Here is a 19,500-nt window from a genome sequence, read left to right on the forward strand (position 1 = left end):
CCGTCATGGCCAAAGCAAGAAAACGATCCCGCATGATCCTGACCACGGCAACTGTGCTATTGATCGTTGGCGCGTTGACTGTCGCTTTCTGGCCCCGTCCGACGATGGTGGATATGGGTGAAGTCACACGGGGCACCATGCAGCTGACCATCGACGAAGAAGGCCGCACCCGGGTGCGCGATGCCTATGTCGTCTCCACTCCGGTCGCGGGCCAGTTGCAGCGGGTCAGCGTCCAGCCCGGTGATCCGGTTGTGCGCGGTGAGACCGTCGTCGCACACATGCGCCCGACGAACCCCGCAGCCCTCGATGTGCGCACGCGCGAACGGGCACAGGCCATTGTGACAGCCGCCGAAGCCGCACTTCGTGTGGCGCGCGCCGAACTGAATGCGGCGCTCGCCAATCGCGACCTGGCCGGGACCGAGTTGGAACGAACGGAACAACTGGTCGAACGTGGCATTCTGAGCCAAGCCGCACTGGACCGCGCCAGCCAGGCTGCCCGCGTGGCACAGGCGAATGTCGATACGGCCGAGGCCGCGATTTCGGTGCGCGAAGCAGAGATCACCAATGCCCAGGCCCAACTGATCGGCTTCGACGACCCCCGGCTGGCCGCCGCGATCGGAACAGCCGACGATGATATTCCGCTCTATGCACCGGCAGACGGCCACATCCTGCGCGTGATGCAGGAAAGCGAAACCTCGCTCCCCGCAGGCGCGCCCATCATGGAAATCGGAAACATCGAAAACGATCTGGAGGTCGTGGTCGAACTTCTCTCGACGGATGCCGTGCAGGTCGCAGTTGGCGATCCAGTGATCATCGCGGATTGGGGCGGCCCGACTGAATTGACCGGCGAAGTGATCCGTGTCGATCCGTTCGGCATCACGCAATTCTCGGCCCTTGGCGTCGAAGAACAACGTGTGAATACCGTCATCGCTTTTGCCAGCCCATCGGAAGACTATGCGGGCCTGGGGCACGGGTTCCGCGTGGAATCGCAGATTATTGTCTGGGAGAGCGAAGACACCCTTATCGTCCCGGCCAGCGCCCTGTTTCGCAGCCGGAACGCCTGGACTGTCTTTGTCGTGGTTGATGGCGTGGCCCGACTCCGCACCATTGAGATAGGTCCCAACAACGGTGTTGAAGCCCAGGTCACCAGTGGATTGGCCGAAAACGACAGAGTGATCCTCTATCCGTCTTCCGGCCTCTCCGAAGGCATGAGCGTCGCGGAAAGGGTCGTGAACTGAGTCGCGGGATTTGACTGCCTGACCGTGTTCTATCGCCGGTTTGTATGACTTGTGGAAAGGCGATGCGTTGTCAGGAGCATCTGAAGCTGACAATCGGAGTTGCAGTTGGAGTTCCCCCGGTTTTGTGGCCGGTAATTGGCTTGGGGATTCCAGCCCTTCAGCAGCGGTCCCTTCGTAAATGATGGGTGACTTATATGAACCGCCCCGGTTTTCCCGGAGGCTGATTACTCCGTTTTCTAAACATAACGGTGGACCAGTTCAGACGGGGCACTCAAGTTGGCATGGTCCACCACAGCGGCAGGGGCTCGCAATACCTGTCCATTGGTTATACCGAGCGATTGGCGGAAGCCGGCATCGAACCCTCGGTGGGCAGCGTCGGCGACAGCTGCGTCAACGCCTTGGCCGAGCCGATCAACGGCTTGTACAAGGCCGAGGTCATTCACCGCCGGGGGCCTTGGCGCAACTTCGAGGCCGTGGAATACGCGACGCTCGAATGGGTGGACTGGTTCAACAACCGCCGTCTCCTCGAGCCGATCGGGAACATCCCGCCCGCAGAAGCCGAGGCCAACTTCTACGCCGCTCTGGAAACTGAACCCATGGCCGCGCAGCTAACCGAAATCAGCCTCCGGCAAACCCGGCGCGGTTCAGGGGCAACAGGTGGTAACCGTCAGACTCGGAACACTAGCTTGGCGTAAGCTAGGTTAGCGAACTCAAAATTATCGGCAGGAAAGGGTGCCGGTACTGTAGCCTGGCAACTATCATTATAGTTGAGAATACGGTAGAGCCTATGGTGAGCCTAAGAAATCGGGATTTCCACTAAGTCTTTGATTTAATGGTGCCCGGGGGCGGAATCGAACCACCGACACGAGGATTTTCAATCCACTGCTCTACCCCTGAGCTACCCGGGCACGGGGACGGCAAATCCTTGCCGTGGGTGGGGGCGTTCTAGGGGGTTCGGGCGGGGCTGTCCATAGGGTTCTTGGAAAAATCTGCGGGCTGCTACCCGCGCTCGATTTCGGTCAGGACAGGCATTCGCGGCCAGCCAATGATCTACCGGGCAACCCTCTGATTGCCCGGAGAATTTCCTGCCAGTCAACCCGCCTTCTGCGGGCGCATGTCGGCCGCATTGATGCCCGCGACCTCGACCGGTTTCTTCATCGCGTCGCGGCGGAACGGGTCGCCCAGTTCCTGGTTGATCATCGCCTCGATCAGCGTCGTCTTGCCCGCCTTCTGATCCTTCAGCGCCTGATCCAGGGCCGCCGTCAGCTCCTCCATCGTGTGGGCCTGCACGCCCTGCAGGCCGCAAGCCTTCGCAATACCCGCGTAACTCACCTTCTCATCCAGTTCGGTGCCGACGAAATTGTCGTCGAACCAGAGCGTCGAGTTGCGCTTTTCCGCCCCCCATTGGTAGTTGCGGAAGACCACCTGCGTCACGGCGGGCCATTCCTCGCGCCCGATGGCGGTCAGTTCCGTCACCGCGATACCGAACGCCCCGTCGCCGGAAAACCCCACCACGGGGGTGTCCGGGCAGGCGATCTTGGCCCCGATCACGGAAGGAAGGCCGTAGCCGCAAGGCCCAAAAAGGCCGGGGGCCAGGTATTTGCGCCCCTCATCAAAGGACGGGTAGGCATTGCCGATGGCGCAGTTGTTGCCGATGTCGCTGCTGATGATCGCCTCCTTCGGCAGGGCCGCCTGGATCGCGCGCCAGGCCATGCGGGGGCTCATCCAGTCGGGCTTGTCGGCGCGGGCGCGTTGGTTCCAGGTGGTGCCTGGGTCGTCCTCCTCGTGATCCATCGAGGAGAGCTGCTGCGCCCAGGCTGACTTGGTCTGCGCGATGGTGGATTTGCGGTCGTCGCGCCCCGCATCGCCTGCGGCATCCGAAAGCTTGTTCAGGATCCCCTCGGCGACCTGTTTCGCGTCACCCACAATGCCCACGGTCACTGTCTTGGTCAGGCCGATCCGGTCGGGGTTGATATCGACCTGGATCACCTTCGCGTCTGTCGGCCAGTAGTCCATGCCATAGCCCGGCAGGGTCGAGAACGGGTTGAGGCGGGTGCCGAGGCAGAGCACCACATCCGCCTGTTTGATCAGCTCCATCGCGGCCTTGGACCCGTTATAGCCGAGCGGCCCGGCAAAGAGGGGGTGCGAGCCGGGGAAGGCGTCATTGTGCTGGTAGCCGACGCAGACCGGGGCATCGAGGCGCTCGGCCAAAGCCCGGCTCGCCGGGATCGCGCCGCCAAGCACCACGCCCGCGCCGTTCAGGATGACGGGGAATGTCGCCTCCGACAGCAGATCGGCGGCGGCCTGCACGGCATCCGCCCCACCCGAGGGGCGCTCGAACTCGACGATGGCGGGCAACTCGATGTCGATCACCTGGGTCCAGAAATCGCGCGGCACGTTGATCTGGGCAGGCGCCGAGGCGCGTTTGGCCTGAAGGATCACCCGGTTCAGCACCTCGGCCATGCGCGAAGGATCGCGCACCTCCTCCTGGTAGGCGACGCAATCGGCGAAGAGGCGCATCTGCTCCATCTCCTGAAAGCCGCCCTGCCCCATCGTCTTGTTCGCGGCCTGCGGCGTGACCAGCAGCAGCGGCGTGTGGTTCCAATAGGCGGTTTTCACGGCGGTGACGAAATTGGTGATGCCCGGCCCGTTCTGCGCGATCATCATGCTCATCTTGCCGGAGGCGCGGGTATAGCCGTCGGCCATGAACCCGCCCGAGCCTTCATGCGCGCAATCCCAGAACCGGATCCCGGCCTGTCCGAAGATGTCCGAGATCGGCATCATGGCCGAGCCGATAATGCCGAACGCATCCTCGATCCCGTGCATCTGGAGGGTTTTTACAAAGGCTTCTTCGGTGGTCATCTTCATGGGGCGGGACTCCGGCGGGCAGGAAATCGGGGGGTGAGATTTGTGGCGACACTAGCGGGTTGCGGGGGGCCATCGTTAGGGCCAGTTCGGGCGGCCCGATAGGACCAAACCGGCGTGTTTGGGGGGCTTTGCCCCGTCGCCCCCTGGGCGACTCCCCAGGATATTTCCGGAACAAAGAAGCGGGCGGTGGCGCGTTAACCTTGATGGGGCGTTAAGCGGGGCTGGCGCGGATTTCCTCGGCGATGAGGCGGATGCCCTCGGGGATCCGGTCCTCGTGGATCGAGCTGTAGGCCAGGCGGTAATGGCGCGAGGGACCGTGGTCGGGCCCGAAGAACCCGCGGCCCGGTTCGATCACGACCCCGCGCCGGTCGAGGCGGCGGGCAAGGTCTTCGGTGTCGATCCCGGGCGGCGCGATCATCCAGAAGCTCGACCCGCCCTGCCCCGCGTTCTCGGCGATGCTCAGCCCCTCGGCGGCAATGGCCTGGTCCATCACCGCGCGGCGGCGCTGATAGGCCTGGCGCATCCGGTTGATCTGCGCGTCGTAATGGCCGAGGGACAGGAAATAGGCGACGGTGCGCTGGATATGGCCGGGCGGATGGCGCAACACCAGGCCGCGCAGGCCGCGCGCCTCGCGGATGAATTCCTCCGAGGCCACGACATAGCCAAGGCGCAGGCCGGGAAAGAGCGATTTCGAGAACGAGCCGATATGGATGACGCAGCCGCCCTGGTCCATGGATTTGAGCGAGGGCGACGGGGCCGCCTGGAAGGACAGCTCGAACTCATACTCGTCCTCGACGATGACGAAGCCGCGCGCTTCGGCCAGGCGCAACAGTTCCTTCCGGCGCTCCAGCGGCATGGTCACATTGGTCGGGCAATGGTGCGAGACGGTGGCGAAGACAACATCCGTATCGGGCGGCAACCGGCCCGGCGGCAGGCCCTCGGGCCCGACATCTATCGCGACGGTGCGGCAGCGGGTCTGGCTGAGGATCTCGCGCAGGCCGGGATAGGCGGGGTTCTCCATCGCCGCGACCCGGCGCTGCGTCAGCAGGATCTGTGCCGTCATCCACAGCGCGTTCTGCGCGCCCAATGTGATCAGGATCTGATCCTTGCGCGCGGCGATCCCCCGGCGCGGCAGGATATGGCGCTGGATGTATTCCAGCAGCCGCTCATCGTCCTGTTCGTAGTAATCGGCGGTCAGGACCGAAAAATCCTTCTGCCCCAGGGCCTGGAGTGCGCATTGGCGCCAGGTCTGATGCGAGAAAAGGCGCGGGTCGGCCTGGCCGTAGATGAAGGGATAGGGGTAGTCCTTCCAATTGGACGGCCGGATCGGCCAACCGGGGCTGACGAAGCGCCGTCCGATGGCGCGGGACCAGTCGATGCCGCCCTTCTCAGACCTTGCGGGGGGATCGAAGCTGGCTGGAACCGGCGCGGTTTTCGAGACGAAATAGCCCGAGCGCCCGCGCGAATTCAGGTAATCATCGGCCAGCAATTCGGTATAGGCATTGGTGACGGTGATGCGGCTGATCTGCAGGTGGCGGGCCAGTTTCCGGCTGGAGGGCAGCTTCTCTCCCGGGCGGAAGCGGCCTGATAAAATCCCTTCCGCAACAAGGCGTTGGACCTTCTGTTGCAGGGTTCCTTCGACGTCGGGATCGAGGTAGAAACTGTCCACCGGGATGGGCATGACTGGACTTATGACCCCGCGTGAATTGGACTGCATTCAGCCTTGCCTGCCGACCCCGCAATTGTCAATATTCTGGCGTTATCGGCACGCCCCCTCTGGCCCTATCTGAAGCCCTGTGAAACCGTCAGACTCCCCGCCAATATGCCTGTTCATCCAGGAGAGAGACTCATGAACACCCCTTTCAGCCCCAATGATCTGACCGCCGTGATCGAGGCCGACCGCGCCCATCTGTGGCACCACCTGATGCAGCACAAGCCGCTGGAAACCAATGACCCGAGGATCATCGTCGAGGGCAAGGGGATGCGGGTCTGGGATGCGACCGGGAAGGAGCATCTCGATGCCGTCTCGGGCGCGGTCTGGACCGTCAATGTGGGCTACGGGCGCGAGCGCATCGCCAAGGCGGTCTATGACCAGCTGGTCAAGATGAACTATTTCGCCAATTCGGCGGGCTCCATTCCGGGCTCGATCTTTGCCGAGATGCTGATCGAGAAGATGCCGGGGATGAGCCGGGTCTATTATACCAATTCCGGTTCGGAGGCGAATGAGAAGGCGTTCAAGATGGTCCGCCAGATCGCGCATAAGCGCCATGGCGGCAAGAAGCACAAGATCCTCTACCGCGACCGCGACTATCACGGGTCCACCCTGGCGGCGATGTCGGCAGGCGGCCAGGATGAACGCAATGCGCAATACGGTCCCTTCGCGCCCGGCTTCGTGCGCGTGCCGCATTGCATGGAATACCGCGCGCAATGGGACCTGTCGGGTGAGGAATACGGGGCGAAAGCCGCTGATGCCATTGAAGAAACCATCCTGCGCGAGGGCCCCGATACGGTGGGTGCGCTCTGCCTTGAGCCGGTGACGGCGGGCGGCGGTGTCATCACGCCGCCCGAGGGCTACTGGCCCCGCGTGCAGGAGATCTGCCGCAAATACGATGTGCTTCTGCATATCGACGAGGTGGTCTGCGGCGTCGGGCGCACCGGCAGCTGGTTCGGCTATCAGCATTACGGGGTGGAGCCCGATTTCGTCACCATGGCCAAGGGCGTTGCCTCGGGCTATGCCGCGATTGCCTGCATGGTGACGACGGAAGAGGTGTTTGCCATGTTCAAGGACGATGCCGCCGATCCGCTGAACTATTTCCGCGATATCTCGACCTTCGGCGGCTGCACGGCGGGGCCCGCGGCGGCGATCGAGAACATGAAGATCATCGAGGAGGAAGGCCTCTTGGAGAACACCACGCGCATGGGCGAGCGGATGCTGGACAACCTGCACGCGCTGTCGGAAAAGCACGCCGTGATCGGCGATGTGCGCGGCAAGGGCTTGTTCCTGGGCGCGGAACTGGTCAGCGACCGGACGTCCAAGGAGCCCTGCGCCGAGAAGGACGTGCAGGCCGTGGTGGCCGATTGCATGGCGCAAGGCGTCATCATCGGGGCGACCAACCGGTCGGTGCCCGGCTTCAACAACACGCTGTGCTTCAGCCCGGCCCTGATCGCGACGGCGGATGATATCGACGAAATCACGCAAGCCGTGGACAAGGCGTTAACCAAGGTCTTCGGCTAGGTGCGGGTGATCTCGATCTGAATTCGGGGGGGAACGCCCTCAAGCTGCGTGTACACCCCCCGTACACCCCCCTATGCCCCCCCGTACAGACGCGGGGCGACAACCGGTCCAATCGCGCTGCGTCGTTCCTGTTGGATGCCGGGTTAGGGGGCGTTGCCCCCGGTCGCCCTGCGGGCGCCCTCCCCCAGGATATTTTCAGAACAAAGAAGAGGGGGGGGGCGCGTTAACCTTAACGGGGGGCTACGCCTTGCCCTTCCATGGCACCAGCACGCGTTCGGCCCAGCGCATCAGCATGTCGATGCCGTAGCCGATGATGCCAATGAGGATGATGCCCATGATCACGATATCGGTGAGCTGGAATTTCGATGCGGCCACGATCATCTGGCCCGCGCCCTGTTCGGCGGCGACAAGCTCGGCGGCGACCACGGTGCCCCAGCAGACCCCCATCGCCACACGCGCGCCGGTGAAAATCTCCGGCAAGCTGTTGGGGATGATGACATGGCGCATGATCTGCGCCTTGGACGCGCCCAGAGAATAGGCGGCGTGGATCTTGGAAATCGACACGCCCGAGACGCCCGCCCGCGCGGCGATGGTCATGATCCAGAGTGCCGCGAGGAACAAGAGGAAGATCTTGCCGCTTTCGTCGATGCCGAACCAGATGATCACCAGCGGGATCAGCGCCAGAGGCGGCACCGGTCGCATGAATTCGACGATCGGGTCGAACCAGCCGCGGAACCAGTTGGAAAGCCCCATCGCGTAGCCGAGCGGTATGCCGATCAGCGCCCCGAGGGCGAAGCCCGCCAGAACCCGGAAGAGCGAATAGCCCAGATGTTCGGCCAGGGTGAAATCGCGATAGCCTTCTTGCGAGATTTCGATCAGGCGTTCCCAGACATCTTCCGGCGCGGGCAGCCAGATCTCCTCCATCTGCCAGCCGCCATAGGGGGTGAAGCGGATCGTGCCGCGCCGGCTGAGCGTGACGGTTCCGTCATCGGTCACGACTTCGCCAGCCTCGGGCTCGATCGGTTCGCCGTTGATGGCGACGATGCGAAAGCCCTCCTCCTCGGCGCCCTCGTCATTCTCGCCGGTCTGGATCAGGCTGGAGCGGCCGCCATTCAATGCCACGCTGTCGTCGCGGGCAAAGCCGTCGCCGCCGCCATCGCCTTCGGGCAGCTCGGCATCCTCGCCCACGGGCCGGACAATGGCACGCACGGTGGCGTCGTCACGTTCCCCTGCCGCGTTTTCGGCGGTGTAGGTGAAGGAGGTTTCGCCCAGGAACGGCCCCGGCGCGTGGATGGGGGTGATGACCGAACCGGTGAAGGCACCCCAGATCAGGAAAATGGAAATGACCGAGATGACCGAGGCGGCGCGATTGGGGCGCACGGCGCTTTCATCGCCGAAGGTCACGGTCTTGAGCGAGGTGAAATCGCGGCGCGATTCGCGCATCGCGGTGAAGGCCTTGACGGCAAAGAAGGCGGCGACGAAGAGGGCGATATAGATGGCGGCGATCAGCATCAGGCGGCCCCTTCCGTGCGGCCCATGATTTCCTCTTCCATGTCCCAGATCATCGACAGGATTTCATCGCGGGTCTCTCCGAAGAGGTCGGTCTTCTTGACATCGCGCAGATCGGCATCGACGCCGCGTTCGGCAAAGGGCAGCCGGTATTCCTTGTGGATGCGGCCGGGGCGCGGGGCCATGACCAGCAGGCGTTCGCCCAGGAGCAGCGCCTCCTCGACCGAATGGGTGATGAGGATGATGGTCTTGCCGGTCTCCTTCCAGAGCTTCAGCACCAGCCCTTGCATCTTTTCACGGGTCAGCGCGTCGAGCGCGCCAAGCGGTTCATCCATCAAGATCACATCCGGATCATTGGCCAGGCAGCGGGCCAGCGCCACGCGCTGCTGCATGCCGCCGGACAGCTCATAGACGGCCTTTTCCTTGAATTCCTGTAGGCCCACGACCTCGAGCAGGTGATCGGTGATCTGGTCACGCTCGGGTTTGGCCATGCCCTTCATGCGGGGGCCGAAATCGACGTTCTGGCGCACGCTCATCCATTCGAAAAGGGCGCCTTTCTGGAACACCATGCCGCGTTCGGCGTCGGGGCCGGTGACGTAATGGCCATTGAGTTCGATGGTGCCCTCGGTCGGCGCAAGGAAGCCCGCGAGGATGTTGAGAAGTGTGGTCTTGCCGCAGCCCGAGGGGCCGAGGACCGACATCAGCTCGCCTTCCTGGATGGTCAGGGTGATGTTCTTGAGCGCCTGCACCGCGCCGCCGTCGGGCAGGTCGAAGCGCATGGAAATCTTGTCGAGCACGAGTCCCGTCATGGCGGCCATTCCCCTTCAGGTGTTCGGCGTTGGTCGAAAAGGCGGCACGGGAGGAAGCCCCCGCGCCGCCCGTTTCAAGGGTTTACATGTCGCCATTCGCGGCCATCAGCGGGCCGGTATTGACCGCGCTTTCATAGCTGTCGCGGGCGGCGTCGATATTGCCGGTCTCGACGAAGAAGTTGGCCACTTCCAGCAGGAACTCCTGCGTGCCGCCGCCAAGCCAGGTCTCGGAGAGCTGATCCTCGATGGAGGGAAACTCGAAGCCCGCCAGCGTGGCCGCCGTGGCCTCCTCGTCCATGCCGGCATCCTGGGCGATGACCGGCAGCATCTCATCGGTGTTCTCGCCCGAGTTCCACATGTCGTTCATGCGGCCCGTGATGGCGAGGAAATCGGCCAGAAGCTCGGGCTCTTCCTCGGCGAAGGAGGCGGGGACGGAGGTGACGTCGAAGACATAGATGCCAAGCTCCTGCTTTTCGGCCCCCGAGAGCAGCACGTTGCCATGCTCCAGCATCCGGCGCAGCGCCCCGCCCCAGCCGCAGGCCATGTCGAGCGAGCCCTGCGCCAGAGCCGCGGCGCTGTCGGCCGGTGCCATGTCGACCACTTCGAGGCTGCTGACATCGACGCCAAAATGCTCCATCTGGCGCAGGAAGCCGTAATGCGCGGCGGTGCCGATCGGCACGCCGACGCGGGCGCCTTCCAGGTCGGCCACGTTGCTGGCGTCGATCTCCTGATCGGCATGGACGACGCAGTTGTCATTCTCGGAATAGCTGACCGCCACATCGACGACCTGGATATCCTGACCGGCGGAGGCCGCGACAACGAAGGGCGGCACGCCCTGGCTGATCGAGATGTCCACATCGCCCGAGGCCATTGCTGCCGACATCGCGGTGCCGGTGTCGAAGGCGCGCCAGTTGATGGTGATGCCCAGTTCCTCCTCGTAGATGCCCATCTGCTTGGCATATTGGAACGGCATCGGCCATTCGAGGAAATAGGCAACGGTCAGTTCGTCCATGCCTTGCGCGACGCTGGCGGTCGCGGACATGGCTAGGCCGATGGCGGCCCCGGAAAGAAGCGTCTTTTTCATGAAAATCTCCCTGTGTGGTGCGGGACCGATTTCCCTGCCCGGCCCTTCGCGTGCCGTAGCTTGCGAGGGCAACTTGCCCCGCGTCAAGAAATTCGTGGAAACTGGACTGATCGTTGCCCCGGTCTGGACTGATCCGGCCACCCCGATCAGTGCAGGCGCGAAGTGTCCGTGGTCGCGGCCCCGGCGGCCTCGGCCGCCTCCTCGATATCGTCGGGATCGTCCGAGGGCACCGCGTAGCTGCCCGTCATCCAGCGCCCCAGATCGACATCGGCGCAGCGGCGCGAGCAGAAGGGGCGGTATTCGGGGTCTGTCGGCTTCTTGCAGATCGGGCAGGTCATTGCATCATCAGGTCGGTCAGGGGCGCGCGGTCGCGTTTTCTTTGCAGTTCATAAAGCCCAAGCGGGGTCCATCCCGCAAGCACTGTATCGGTGCCGTCGAGGCGAAAGGCGCGGCGCAGCGCATCCTCGAACCCGCGGCGATCCTTCTTGGGCATGGGCGCCACGTCCAGCGTGATCTGCCCGCCAAGCCCGCGCAGGCGCAACTGGCGCGGCAGGTCGCGGGCGGCGGCGAGGTTGGCCTTGAGCCCGGCGGCAAGCGAAGTATCGTTGCCGGTATTGATGTCGACCGCGACGAGGGCGGAGGTCGGCTCGATGATCATCGACGCGCCCGAAATCAGGGGGACGTGCGGGCTGAGGGCCGCATCAAGCGCCTCCAGCACGCCATGCGGGCCGAACCCCTCCTCGACCGCATCGGGGGCGGGGGCGGCCCAATCGCGCCAGGCCAAGTGATGCGCGTCCGGCGCATCGACGAGCAGTTCGGGATCGCCTTCGGTGTCGGCGGTCACCGTCAGGGCGAGATCCCGCATCGCGGCAATGTCCTCGGCCAGTGCGGCCTCATCGGCGTTTTCGGCGGCAGAGCGCAGGATCAGCCCGAAATGGTCGGGGGCCGCGGCCATTTCCTCATGCGCGATTTCCAGCAGGCGATCCCGTTCCGCGTCATCCTTGATCGAGCGCGCGATGTTGAAGCCGCGCGCCTCGGGCGTGACGATGGCATAGCGGCTCTTGAAGAGAAGCCGCGTAGCGACGGGCGTGGCCTTGCCGCCCTCGCCGATCCCGGTCACCTGCACCAGCAGCGTCTGACCGGGGGCCAATCCCTTGGCCTGGCGCAGGAATCCAGGGATCCCGTCGGCCATGCGCAGCATCATGCCGCCCTGCCCCTTCATGGGCCGGTCGCAGACCGCGCGCAGGATCGCGCCGGGTTGCGGCGGGGCGTCCTCGGGCGGGTCGATGCGGATATCCTCAAGCCGCCCATCCACCATCAGCGCGGCGGCGGGGCGGCCGTTGAGATGATCCAGAACGACGATACGGCCTTTCATGGTTGCCCCCAGACCGGCCAGCCCGCGGCGGCCAGAAGTTGCGCGGTTTCCGCCAGCGGCAACCCCATGATGGCCGAATGGCTGCCGGAAATCCACGGGATGAAGGCCCCGGCGGGCCCTTGGATCGAATAGCCGCCCGCCTTGCCCTGCCAATCACCGCTGGCAAGGTAGCCGTTCAATTCGATATCGCTGAGCCGTTTCATCTGTACCCGGCTTTCCACCACCCGTTCCCGGAGCGTCCCGCCCTTGCGGACCGCAATCGCCGTATAGACGCGGTGGCGGCGTCCGGCCAGATCGGTGAGGAACTTGGCGGCCTCACCGGCATCTTGCGGCTTGCCCATGATGCGGCGGCCCATCGCGACGGTGGTATCGGCACAGAGCACGATGTCATCGGGCCCCGCCGCGACCGCCTGCACCTTGTCGCGGGTCACGCGGGCGCAATAGGCGCGGGGCAGCTCGCCTTTCTGCGGGGTTTCGTCGATATCGGGGGGCTGAATCGCGTCCGGCGTGACGCCCAGAACGCCCAACAGCTCAAGCCGCCGGGGGCTTCCCGATCCCAGGATAAGACGCATTATTCAACGATCCCGCATCTTGTCCGAAAATCGGACCGCACGTTTCGGGGCGCGGGCATCCGCGCGCCTTACTTGAAGCGGTAGTTGATCCGACCCTTGGTCAGATCATAGGGGGTCATCTCGACCTGCACCTTGTCGCCTGCCAGAACGCGAATGCGGTTCTTGCGCATCTTGCCTGCCGTATGTGCGATGATCGTATGGCCGTTTTCCAGCTCGACCAGGAATGTCGCATTCGGCAGGAGTTCCTTTACGACGCCGGGAAATTCGAGCAGTTCTTCCTTGGCCATGGTTTCTCCTGAATATTATCGCCCCTTGGGGCGCGATGGCGGCTAGATGCGCCTCAACGTCAAGAATTTCAAGCTGTATTTGCGGTTTGAACGATTTCAACCCCCGATTTGGCGCGTGCGTCACTGTCGGGCCAGCGGGCATGGTTGAAAACCGCGCCGCCCTCGCGCACGCGGGCAATCGCGGCGGGGTCGATATCGGCGAGTGTCCAGCCGGGAGCGTTGTGCGGGCCCAGGGCGATGATGCCGGTTTCGGGAAAGCCCAGGTCGGGGGGGCCGTAGATCGCGGCGGCACCTTCGTTTTCATCGACGGCGGGCGACCAGGCGCAGGGGAGGACGGTGGGCGCGTGGATCACGACGCATTGGCCCTCCAGCGCGCGGGCCATCGCGCCGACGCGCACGCGCCAGTAGCCCGCGAGGGTATCGGTGCAGGAGGGCACGGCGAGGATGTCGACACCCGCCTCGACCAGTGCGCGGGCAAGTGCCGGAAACTCGGCGTCGAAGCAGATCAGGATGCCGAGGGTGATGTCGCCGATGCGGAACGCGCGCAGGGGGCCGCCGGGGACCACATCCCAGGTCTCGGCCTCGAAACGGGTCATGATCTGCTTGTCCTGGTGGCCAATCAGGCCATCGGGTCCGAACAGCATGGCGCGATTGACCGGGCGCGACCCCCCGTCGAAGACGGGGGCGGAGGCGGCGAGGATATGCAGCTTGTGCCGTGCGGCGAGGGTGGCGTGCAGCGCGGCGGCGTCCGCCATCCGGTCCGAGACGGCGTGCAGGCTGGCCTCCAGATCGGCGGCGGCCTCACGCCCGGCCAGCGTGGCAAGCTCCATCGCGCCGTATTCGGGGAAGACCAGAAGCTCGGCCCCCTGCCCCGCGGCGTCACTGACCCAACGGGTCAGCTTGTCTTCGTAAGCCTGCCAATTGTCTAGAAAATCCATGTTGTAGGCGGCGGCGGCGATGCGCATGGGTCAGAGCCTCCTTGTCCAGAATTGCAGCGGTTTGGCGGTTTCGGTCTCGGACCCGGTGTCGCGCCAGGAAAGCCGCGCGATGGCGCCCTCCAGCGGCGCATATCCCCGCGCGCGCCAGAGGGAATCGAGCGGGCGATAGCCGGCGGGCCGCGCCGGGTGATCGTGGCGACGGATCACGGCGCAGAAGGCGGAATGGCTGAGGCCGAGGGCGCGGGCGTGATCCTCGCGCGCATCGAAGAAGGCATGGCCCGCGCCCTGGCCGCGAAAATCTGGCAGCAACACGGATTCGGCGCAGTAGAACACGTCCTCCAACGGGATGCCGTGAGCTTGCAACGTCGCCCCGAGCCCCTCGTCGTGATCCACCATCGGCATGCCGGTCGCGGCCCCCACCATGGTGCCGCCGTCAAAGGCGCCCGTGACGATGGCACGGGGGGTGGTATAGGCCGAGAGATAGCCTCGTTCATAAGCCGCATCGCCTTCGTAGAGATAGGGCCAGTCGCGGAAGACAGTGACGCGCAGGCGGGCGAGATCGTCCAGCACCTCGGCCACTTGCGCCCCTCGAAAGCTACGGAATTCCAGGCTCACGCCGAGACCTGGGCGATCCAGTCGGCGAGGTTGTAATAGGTGGTGACGCGGGCGATCTTGCCGCCCTCGATGTCGAAGAAGGCCCCGGCAGGCAGGCGGTAGCGCTGGCCGCGTGCGGGCGGCAGGCCCTCGTCATCGGCCAGGTATTCGCCGTTTACGGTAAATTCCGCCGCCGCGCGGGTGCCGTCCTCGGACACCATCACCACGATATCGCTCAACTCCTCGCGATAAGTGCGGGCCATGTGGTCGCAAAAGGCGCGAAACGCCTCCTGGCCGACGCGGATGCCACCCTCGTTGACGTGATGGGCCACATCCGGCGTCAGGCAGGCCAGCATCGCATCGGTATCGCCTGCGTTGAAGGCGTCGTAATAGCGGTAGATCAAATCCCTGCTCATGTCTGCGGCTCCGTCGGTTCTCCGAATTTTCCGATCATGCGGGTAATCAGCAGGTCGCGCGTCTGCCGATAGGCGGCGAGCTTGGCCTCGCGCGTCTCGCCCAGGCCCGTGGGGTCCAGCATCGCCCAGTATTCCACGTCGACATGGAAATTCCGGGTCAGCTCCAGCGCCAGGCGCTGGCTGGCGGGCGAGAGGCAGATCACCAGGTCGAAGCCCGACAGGTCATCGCCCCATTGCTTCATCTCCTCGAAGCTGCGCGAGCGGTGGCGCGACAGCTCCACCCCCATTTCGGCGCAGACCGCGATGGCGAAGCCGTCGATTTCCAGGTCGTTATGCACCCCCGCCGATTGCACATAGGCGCGGTGGCCGTAGAATTTTTTCATCAGCCCCTCGGCCATGGGCGAGCGCACGGCGTTGTGGTCACAGCAGAACAGGACCGAACTGGGGAACTCCTCGTCATCCACGCTCAGCCACCGTAATGCAATACGCAGACCAGCGTGAAGAGGCGCCTTGCCGTGTCGTGGTCCACATCCGCCTTGCCGTCGAGCCGTTCCTGCAACACCCGCGCGCCTTCATCGTGGATGCCGCGGCGGCCCATGTCGATGGCCTCGATCTGCGAGGGGGGCAGCCGTTTCACCGCGTCGAAATAGCTTTCGCAGATCTGCCAGTAATCCTTGACCACCTGCTTGAACGGGCTGAGCGAGAGGTGAAATTCCGCCGCATCCTCGCCCGCCTCGGTGTCGATATCGAAGACAAGGCGGCGGTCGCGGATGCCCAGGTGCAGCTTGTAGGGGCCACCTGGCGCGGTGCGCCCGCCCTGCGCGGGCAGCGCGAAGTTATTTGCCTCCAGCAGGTCGAAAATCGCCACCTTGCGTTCCTGCTCGATCTCGGGCGTGGGCGCAGGCAGCCCGCTGTCGTCAATCTCGATATGGCAGATATCGCCGCTCATCGTCTCACTCCCCCTCGTTCAGACGGTCCAGCCGCGCGCGGACCGAGCCCCCATGTGCCTGCAAGCTTTCGGAGTTTGCCAGCGTTTCCGCCGCCGGACCGATGGCCTTCAGGGCGGCAGGCGTCAGTTTTGCCACAGTCGTACGCTTGAGGAAATCCATCACCGAGAGGCCGGAGGAAAACCGCGCCGAGCGTGCCGTGGGCAGAACGTGGTTGGGGCCGCCGACATAATCGCCAATGGCCTCGGGCGTCCAGGGCCCGAGGAAGAGAGCGCCCGCGTGGCGGACCTTTGCGGCCAGCGCATCCGCGTCGGCGACGCAAAGCTCCAGATGTTCGGGCGCGATCCGGTCCGAGAGGGCGGCGGCCTCATCGAGGTCGCGCACCGTGATGACCGCACCGAAATCCCGCCAGCTTGCGCCCGCGATGGCGCGCCGGTCGAGGGTTTCGAGGCGGTTTTCGACGGCTTGCGCAACGGCGCGGCCAAAATCGGCATCGTCTGTGATCAGGATCGACTGCGCGCTTTCGTCATGTTCGGCCTGTGACAGCAGGTCCAGCGCGATCCAGTCGGGGTCATTATCCTTGTCGGCGATCACCAGGATTTCCGAGGGGCCCGCGATCATGTCGATGCCGACCTTGCCGAAGACGCGCCGCTTGGCTGCCGCGACATAGGCGTTGCCAGGCCCGGTTATCTTGTCGACGGGCGCTATGGTTTCGGTGCCATAGGCCATGGCCGCGATCGCCTGCGCGCCGCCCAAGCGGTAGACGGTCTTCACGCCCGACAGATGTGCCGCCAGCAGGACCAGCGGGTTCACCTTTCCCTCCGGCGTGGGCGCGCAGATGACGAGGGTTTCGACCCCCGCCACCGCCGCCGGAATGGCGTTCATCAAGACGGAGGATGGATAGGAGGCCAGCCCCCCCGGCACGTAGAGCCCCGCCGCCGAAACCGGTGTCCAGCGCCAGCCGAGGGTGGCCCCGGTCTCATCGGTCCAGCTTTGGTCGTCAGGCATCTGGCGCGCGTGGTAGGCGCGGATGCGGGCGGCGGCCAGTTCGAGGGCGTCGCGTTCGGCCTGCGGCACCTCCTCGATGGCTTGCGCGATCTCCTCGGGGGTGAAGGCGAAGCGGTCGGGGGTCAGGGTCAGGCGGTCGAAGCGCTCGGTCAGCTCGATCAGCGCCGCATCGCCGCGCCTGCGCAGATCCGCGATGATCGCGGCGACCGTGTCATCCACATCCGGCGCGTCCTCGCGCTTCATCTCCAGAAGGGCCTTGAAACGGGCATCGAAATCGGGGGCGGTGCTGTCGAGGAACTGGGGCATTTGTCTTTCATCCTTGGGCATTTGCCCAATAGCGCGCACGGCCCCCGGCCTCAAGCGCGGATGACGCGCGCCATGCGCACAAGCTCCAGCAGGCGCCCGTCACTGGCCAATGTGCGCGGTGCCTCGCCCTCGGAGCGGAACCCGGCCCGCTCGTAGAACCGGATCGCCGCCGCGTTGCTTGTGGCCACCGTCAGGCTGAGCCGGGTCATGCCCTGGGCCTTCGCCTCGACCTCGGCGGCCCGGAAGAGCGCCCGCGCAATGCCCTGGCCGCGATGGCCGGTCTTGACATAGACCGCGGTCAACTCGCCGGTTCGCGGGTCGGTCGGCATCGGGTCCAGCGCGGTGGAGCCGATCAGGGCCTGGTCCGCGAAGGCCCCCAGGATGGTGCCTTTCTCCAGCCGCGCGGCAAAGGCCGACAGCGGCTGTCCGGCCCAATCGTCATGGCTGGAGCCATAGGCCTCGGGGTGGTGCAGCAGCGCCTCGAGCCGCAGATAGCGCCAGATCGCGGCGTCCTCGGGGCAAAGGCGGCGGATAGCGGCGGCAGGTCTGCGCCGCCAGCGCCAGATCATGGGCCATGTCCCGGCACCTTGCCGGAGGGGGCGTAATATGGCCGGGTCACGTCGCGCAACGTCACCTCGAGGCATTCCACATCGACCGCCACCGCGCCGTCACCGGCCAGCACCAGCGTGATCCGGCCCGTGCCCTCCTCGCCGGCCTCCCAGTCCAGCGCCAGCAGCGACAGGACGGTGTCCTTGTCGGCCAGGTCGATGCCCTGGCTTGCCACCGCCATCGCATCCTCGATCACCAGCACCGATTGCACACGCTCGGGCGGGTGGTCGCCGACGCGGGCGCCCTCCTCCCAGCGGAAGCGGTTGATCAGGAGGGCGAAGCGGCGCTTCTTGCGGTCCCAGGTCATTTCCGTGATCGGGAACACCGCGTCCTGCGTCAGCGTCGAGATCACCTTGAGGTCATCTTGGTCCAGCGCCCGCAGCGCCATCGGCTTGGCGCCGCCATCCTCGAAACGTGCATCAGACATCGCCATGCACCCGTTCGATGCGCGCGCCGACGCCCGCCAGCTTGGCCACGACATGTTCATAGCCGCGATCCAGGTGATAGACGCGGTTGACCACGGTTTCGCCCTCGGCGGCCAGCGCCGCGAGGATCAGCGACACCGAGGCGCGCAGGTCGGTCGCCATCACCGGCGCACCGCGCAGCTTGTCGACGCCCGTGACGGTGGCATGACCGCCCTGCACGTCGATATCGGCCCCCATGCGGACCAGTTCGGGCGCGTGCATGAAGCGGTTCTCGAAGATCTTTTCCTCCAGCACGGAGACACCACCGGCGGTACACATCAGCGCCATCATCTGCGCCTGAAGATCGGTGGGAAAGCCGGGGAAGGGCTCGGTCACGACATTGACCGCGCGCACCCTGCCGTTGGAGCGTTTCACCATCAACCCGCGCGGCGTTTCCGAGACGTCTATCCCGGCCTCGTCCAGCTTGGCGACGAAGCTTTCGACCAGGTCCAGCCGACCGCCCAGAAGCTCCACTTCGCCGCCCGTGATCGCGGGGGCCAGCATGTAGGTGCCAAGCTCGATCCGGTCGGTGACAACGGGGTGGGTCGCGCCGTGCAGACGCTCGACGCCCTCAATGGTGATGGTCGATGTGCCCTCGCCCTCGATCTCGGCCCCCATGGCGCGCAGGCATTTCACAAGGTCGACGATCTCGGGCTCGCGCGCGGCGTTCTGCAGCACGGTCGTGCCTTTCGCCAACGTCGCCGCCATGACGGTGTTCTCGGTCGCGCCGACGGAGGCGAAATCGAGCGTGATCTCGGCGCCTTTCAGCCCGCCCTGCGCCTCGGCATGGAGGTAGCCGTCGCGCAGTTCGATCGTCGCGCCCATCGCCTCCAGCGCGGTGATATGCAGGTCCATGGGCCGCGCGCCGATGGCGCAGCCGCCAGGCAGGCTCACTTCGGCGCGGTGGTGACGCGCCAGAAGCGGCCCCAGCACGAGGTTCGAGGCCCGCATCTTGCGCACGATGTCGTAATGCGCGACGTGGTTGTTCGCTTTGTGGGACGACATGGCGATGACCTTGCCGTCATTAAGCGCCGTCACCTCGGCCCCCAGCGATTGCAGCAGTTCGGTCATGGTGCGGATGTCCGAGAGGCGCGGCGCATTGGTCAGCGTCAGCGGCTCATCCGACAGAAGCGTCGCGGGCATCAGCGTCAGGCAGGCGTTCTTGGCCCCCGCGATGGGAATCGCGCCAGAAAGCTCCGCCCCGCCCTGAATGACTATTCGATCCAACCTGCCACCTGCCT

Annotated in this window: 20 protein-coding genes, 1 tRNA gene and 1 pseudogene; 3 read left to right on the plus strand and 19 right to left on the minus strand. The window is 65.0% G+C overall.

Annotation, left to right across the window (positions count from 1 at the left end; all coding sequences use genetic code 11):
* Positions 1-5: 5 nt before the first annotated feature.
* Together AC13C7_RS08615 and AC13C7_RS08620 are read left to right on the plus strand one after the other, a co-directional pair.
* Positions 6-1,238, plus strand: a complete 1,233-nt coding sequence (locus AC13C7_RS08615) for an efflux RND transporter periplasmic adaptor subunit (protein WP_482867216.1) — start codon at positions 6-8, stop codon at positions 1,236-1,238.
* A gap of 278 nt (positions 1,239-1,516) precedes the next feature.
* Positions 1,517-1,933 (plus strand): annotated as a pseudogene (locus AC13C7_RS08620) (integrase core domain-containing protein); the annotation flags it as partial.
* 138 nt (positions 1,934-2,071) lie between these two features.
* Here the strand turns inward: AC13C7_RS08620 and AC13C7_RS08625 are convergent.
* The 3 genes from AC13C7_RS08625 to pdxR all read right to left on the minus strand — a co-directional run bounded on the left by AC13C7_RS08625 (position 2,072) and on the right by pdxR (position 5,787).
* A tRNA-Phe gene (locus AC13C7_RS08625) sits at positions 2,072-2,146 on the minus strand.
* Positions 2,147-2,330: 184 nt separating this feature from the next.
* Positions 2,331-4,106: a sulfoacetaldehyde acetyltransferase gene (xsc, locus tag AC13C7_RS08630; protein WP_482867217.1), complete on the minus strand. Its 1,776-nt coding sequence runs from the start codon at positions 4,104-4,106 to the stop codon at positions 2,331-2,333.
* A 211-nt stretch (positions 4,107-4,317) separates the two neighbouring features.
* Positions 4,318-5,787 carry a MocR-like pyridoxine biosynthesis transcription factor PdxR gene (gene pdxR / locus AC13C7_RS08635; RefSeq protein ID WP_482867218.1) on the minus strand — a complete coding sequence of 490 codons (1,470 nt, stop codon included), beginning with the start codon at positions 5,785-5,787 and terminating at the stop codon, positions 4,318-4,320.
* Positions 5,788-5,955: 168 nt separating this feature from the next.
* On the opposite strand from pdxR, the gene AC13C7_RS08640 reads away from it, so the two are divergent.
* Positions 5,956-7,341 carry an aminotransferase family protein gene (locus tag AC13C7_RS08640; RefSeq protein ID WP_482867219.1) on the plus strand — a complete coding sequence of 462 codons (1,386 nt, stop codon included), beginning with the start codon at positions 5,956-5,958 and terminating at the stop codon, positions 7,339-7,341.
* Positions 7,342-7,581: 240 nt separating this feature from the next.
* On the opposite strand, the gene AC13C7_RS08645 is transcribed toward AC13C7_RS08640, so the two are convergent.
* From AC13C7_RS08645 to murA, 16 genes are all read right to left on the minus strand, one after another.
* Positions 7,582-8,853, minus strand: coding sequence for an ABC transporter permease (locus AC13C7_RS08645; RefSeq protein ID WP_446118394.1), 1,272 nt, complete (start codon positions 8,851-8,853; stop codon positions 7,582-7,584).
* Entirely contained in the window at positions 8,853-9,659 is an 807-nt protein-coding gene (locus AC13C7_RS08650) for a taurine ABC transporter ATP-binding protein (RefSeq protein WP_172321201.1), read from the minus strand. The genes AC13C7_RS08645 and AC13C7_RS08650 overlap by 1 nt, the downstream gene beginning before the upstream one ends.
* 82 nt (positions 9,660-9,741) lie before the next feature.
* Complete coding sequence (locus AC13C7_RS08655) at positions 9,742-10,743, minus strand: taurine ABC transporter substrate-binding protein (protein WP_172321200.1); 1,002 nt, start codon at positions 10,741-10,743, stop codon at positions 9,742-9,744.
* Positions 10,744-10,889: 146 nt separating this feature from the next.
* The gene (locus AC13C7_RS08660) at positions 10,890-11,081 is read right to left on the minus strand and encodes a DNA gyrase inhibitor YacG (protein WP_172321199.1); all 192 of its coding nucleotides are present in this window, start codon (positions 11,079-11,081) and stop codon (positions 10,890-10,892) included.
* Entirely contained in the window at positions 11,078-12,118 is a 1,041-nt protein-coding gene (locus tag AC13C7_RS08665; protein WP_482867220.1) for a ribonuclease E/G, read from the minus strand. Before AC13C7_RS08665 ends, AC13C7_RS08660 begins: the two co-directional genes overlap by 4 nt.
* On the minus strand, positions 12,115-12,690 hold the full coding sequence (locus AC13C7_RS08670) for a Maf family protein (RefSeq protein WP_482867221.1): 576 nt from the start codon (positions 12,688-12,690) through the stop codon (positions 12,115-12,117). The genes AC13C7_RS08665 and AC13C7_RS08670 overlap by 4 nt, the downstream gene beginning before the upstream one ends.
* Before the next feature lie 68 nt (positions 12,691-12,758).
* Complete coding sequence (gene infA, locus AC13C7_RS08675) at positions 12,759-12,977, minus strand: translation initiation factor IF-1 (RefSeq protein WP_008186030.1); 219 nt, start codon at positions 12,975-12,977, stop codon at positions 12,759-12,761.
* A gap of 68 nt (positions 12,978-13,045) precedes the next feature.
* Complete coding sequence (locus AC13C7_RS08680) at positions 13,046-13,942, minus strand: carbon-nitrogen hydrolase family protein (RefSeq protein WP_482867222.1); 897 nt, start codon at positions 13,940-13,942, stop codon at positions 13,046-13,048.
* 3 nt (positions 13,943-13,945) lie between these two features.
* Positions 13,946-14,530 carry a GNAT family N-acetyltransferase gene (locus tag AC13C7_RS08685; RefSeq protein ID WP_482867223.1) on the minus strand — a complete coding sequence of 195 codons (585 nt, stop codon included), beginning with the start codon at positions 14,528-14,530 and terminating at the stop codon, positions 13,946-13,948.
* Positions 14,527-14,925 (minus strand): ketosteroid isomerase-related protein, encoded by a 399-nt coding sequence (locus AC13C7_RS08690; RefSeq protein ID WP_172321194.1) that lies wholly within the window; start codon positions 14,923-14,925, stop codon positions 14,527-14,529. Before AC13C7_RS08690 ends, AC13C7_RS08685 begins: the two co-directional genes overlap by 4 nt.
* Positions 14,922-15,323, minus strand: a complete 402-nt coding sequence (locus AC13C7_RS08695; protein WP_407925875.1) for an arsenate-mycothiol transferase ArsC — start codon at positions 15,321-15,323, stop codon at positions 14,922-14,924. Before AC13C7_RS08695 ends, AC13C7_RS08690 begins: the two co-directional genes overlap by 4 nt.
* 68 nt (positions 15,324-15,391) lie before the next feature.
* Positions 15,392-15,874 carry a UPF0262 family protein gene (locus AC13C7_RS08700; RefSeq protein ID WP_446169020.1) on the minus strand — a complete coding sequence of 161 codons (483 nt, stop codon included), beginning with the start codon at positions 15,872-15,874 and terminating at the stop codon, positions 15,392-15,394.
* Between the two features lie 4 nt (positions 15,875-15,878).
* Positions 15,879-17,186 (minus strand): histidinol dehydrogenase, encoded by a 1,308-nt coding sequence (gene hisD, locus AC13C7_RS08705; protein WP_482867224.1) that lies wholly within the window; start codon positions 17,184-17,186, stop codon positions 15,879-15,881.
* Between the two features lie 50 nt (positions 17,187-17,236).
* Positions 17,237-17,755 carry a GNAT family N-acetyltransferase gene (locus tag AC13C7_RS08710; RefSeq protein ID WP_482867225.1) on the minus strand — a complete coding sequence of 173 codons (519 nt, stop codon included), beginning with the start codon at positions 17,753-17,755 and terminating at the stop codon, positions 17,237-17,239.
* The gene (locus tag AC13C7_RS08715) at positions 17,752-18,228 is read right to left on the minus strand and encodes a DUF2948 family protein (protein ID WP_172321190.1); all 477 of its coding nucleotides are present in this window, start codon (positions 18,226-18,228) and stop codon (positions 17,752-17,754) included. The genes AC13C7_RS08710 and AC13C7_RS08715 overlap by 4 nt, the downstream gene beginning before the upstream one ends.
* Positions 18,215-19,486: a UDP-N-acetylglucosamine 1-carboxyvinyltransferase gene (gene murA, locus AC13C7_RS08720; RefSeq protein WP_482867226.1), complete on the minus strand. Its 1,272-nt coding sequence runs from the start codon at positions 19,484-19,486 to the stop codon at positions 18,215-18,217. Before murA ends, AC13C7_RS08715 begins: the two co-directional genes overlap by 14 nt.
* Positions 19,487-19,500 lie beyond the last annotated feature (14 nt).

The sequence above is a fragment of the Alterinioella sp. B-7 genome (assembly GCF_056857775.1).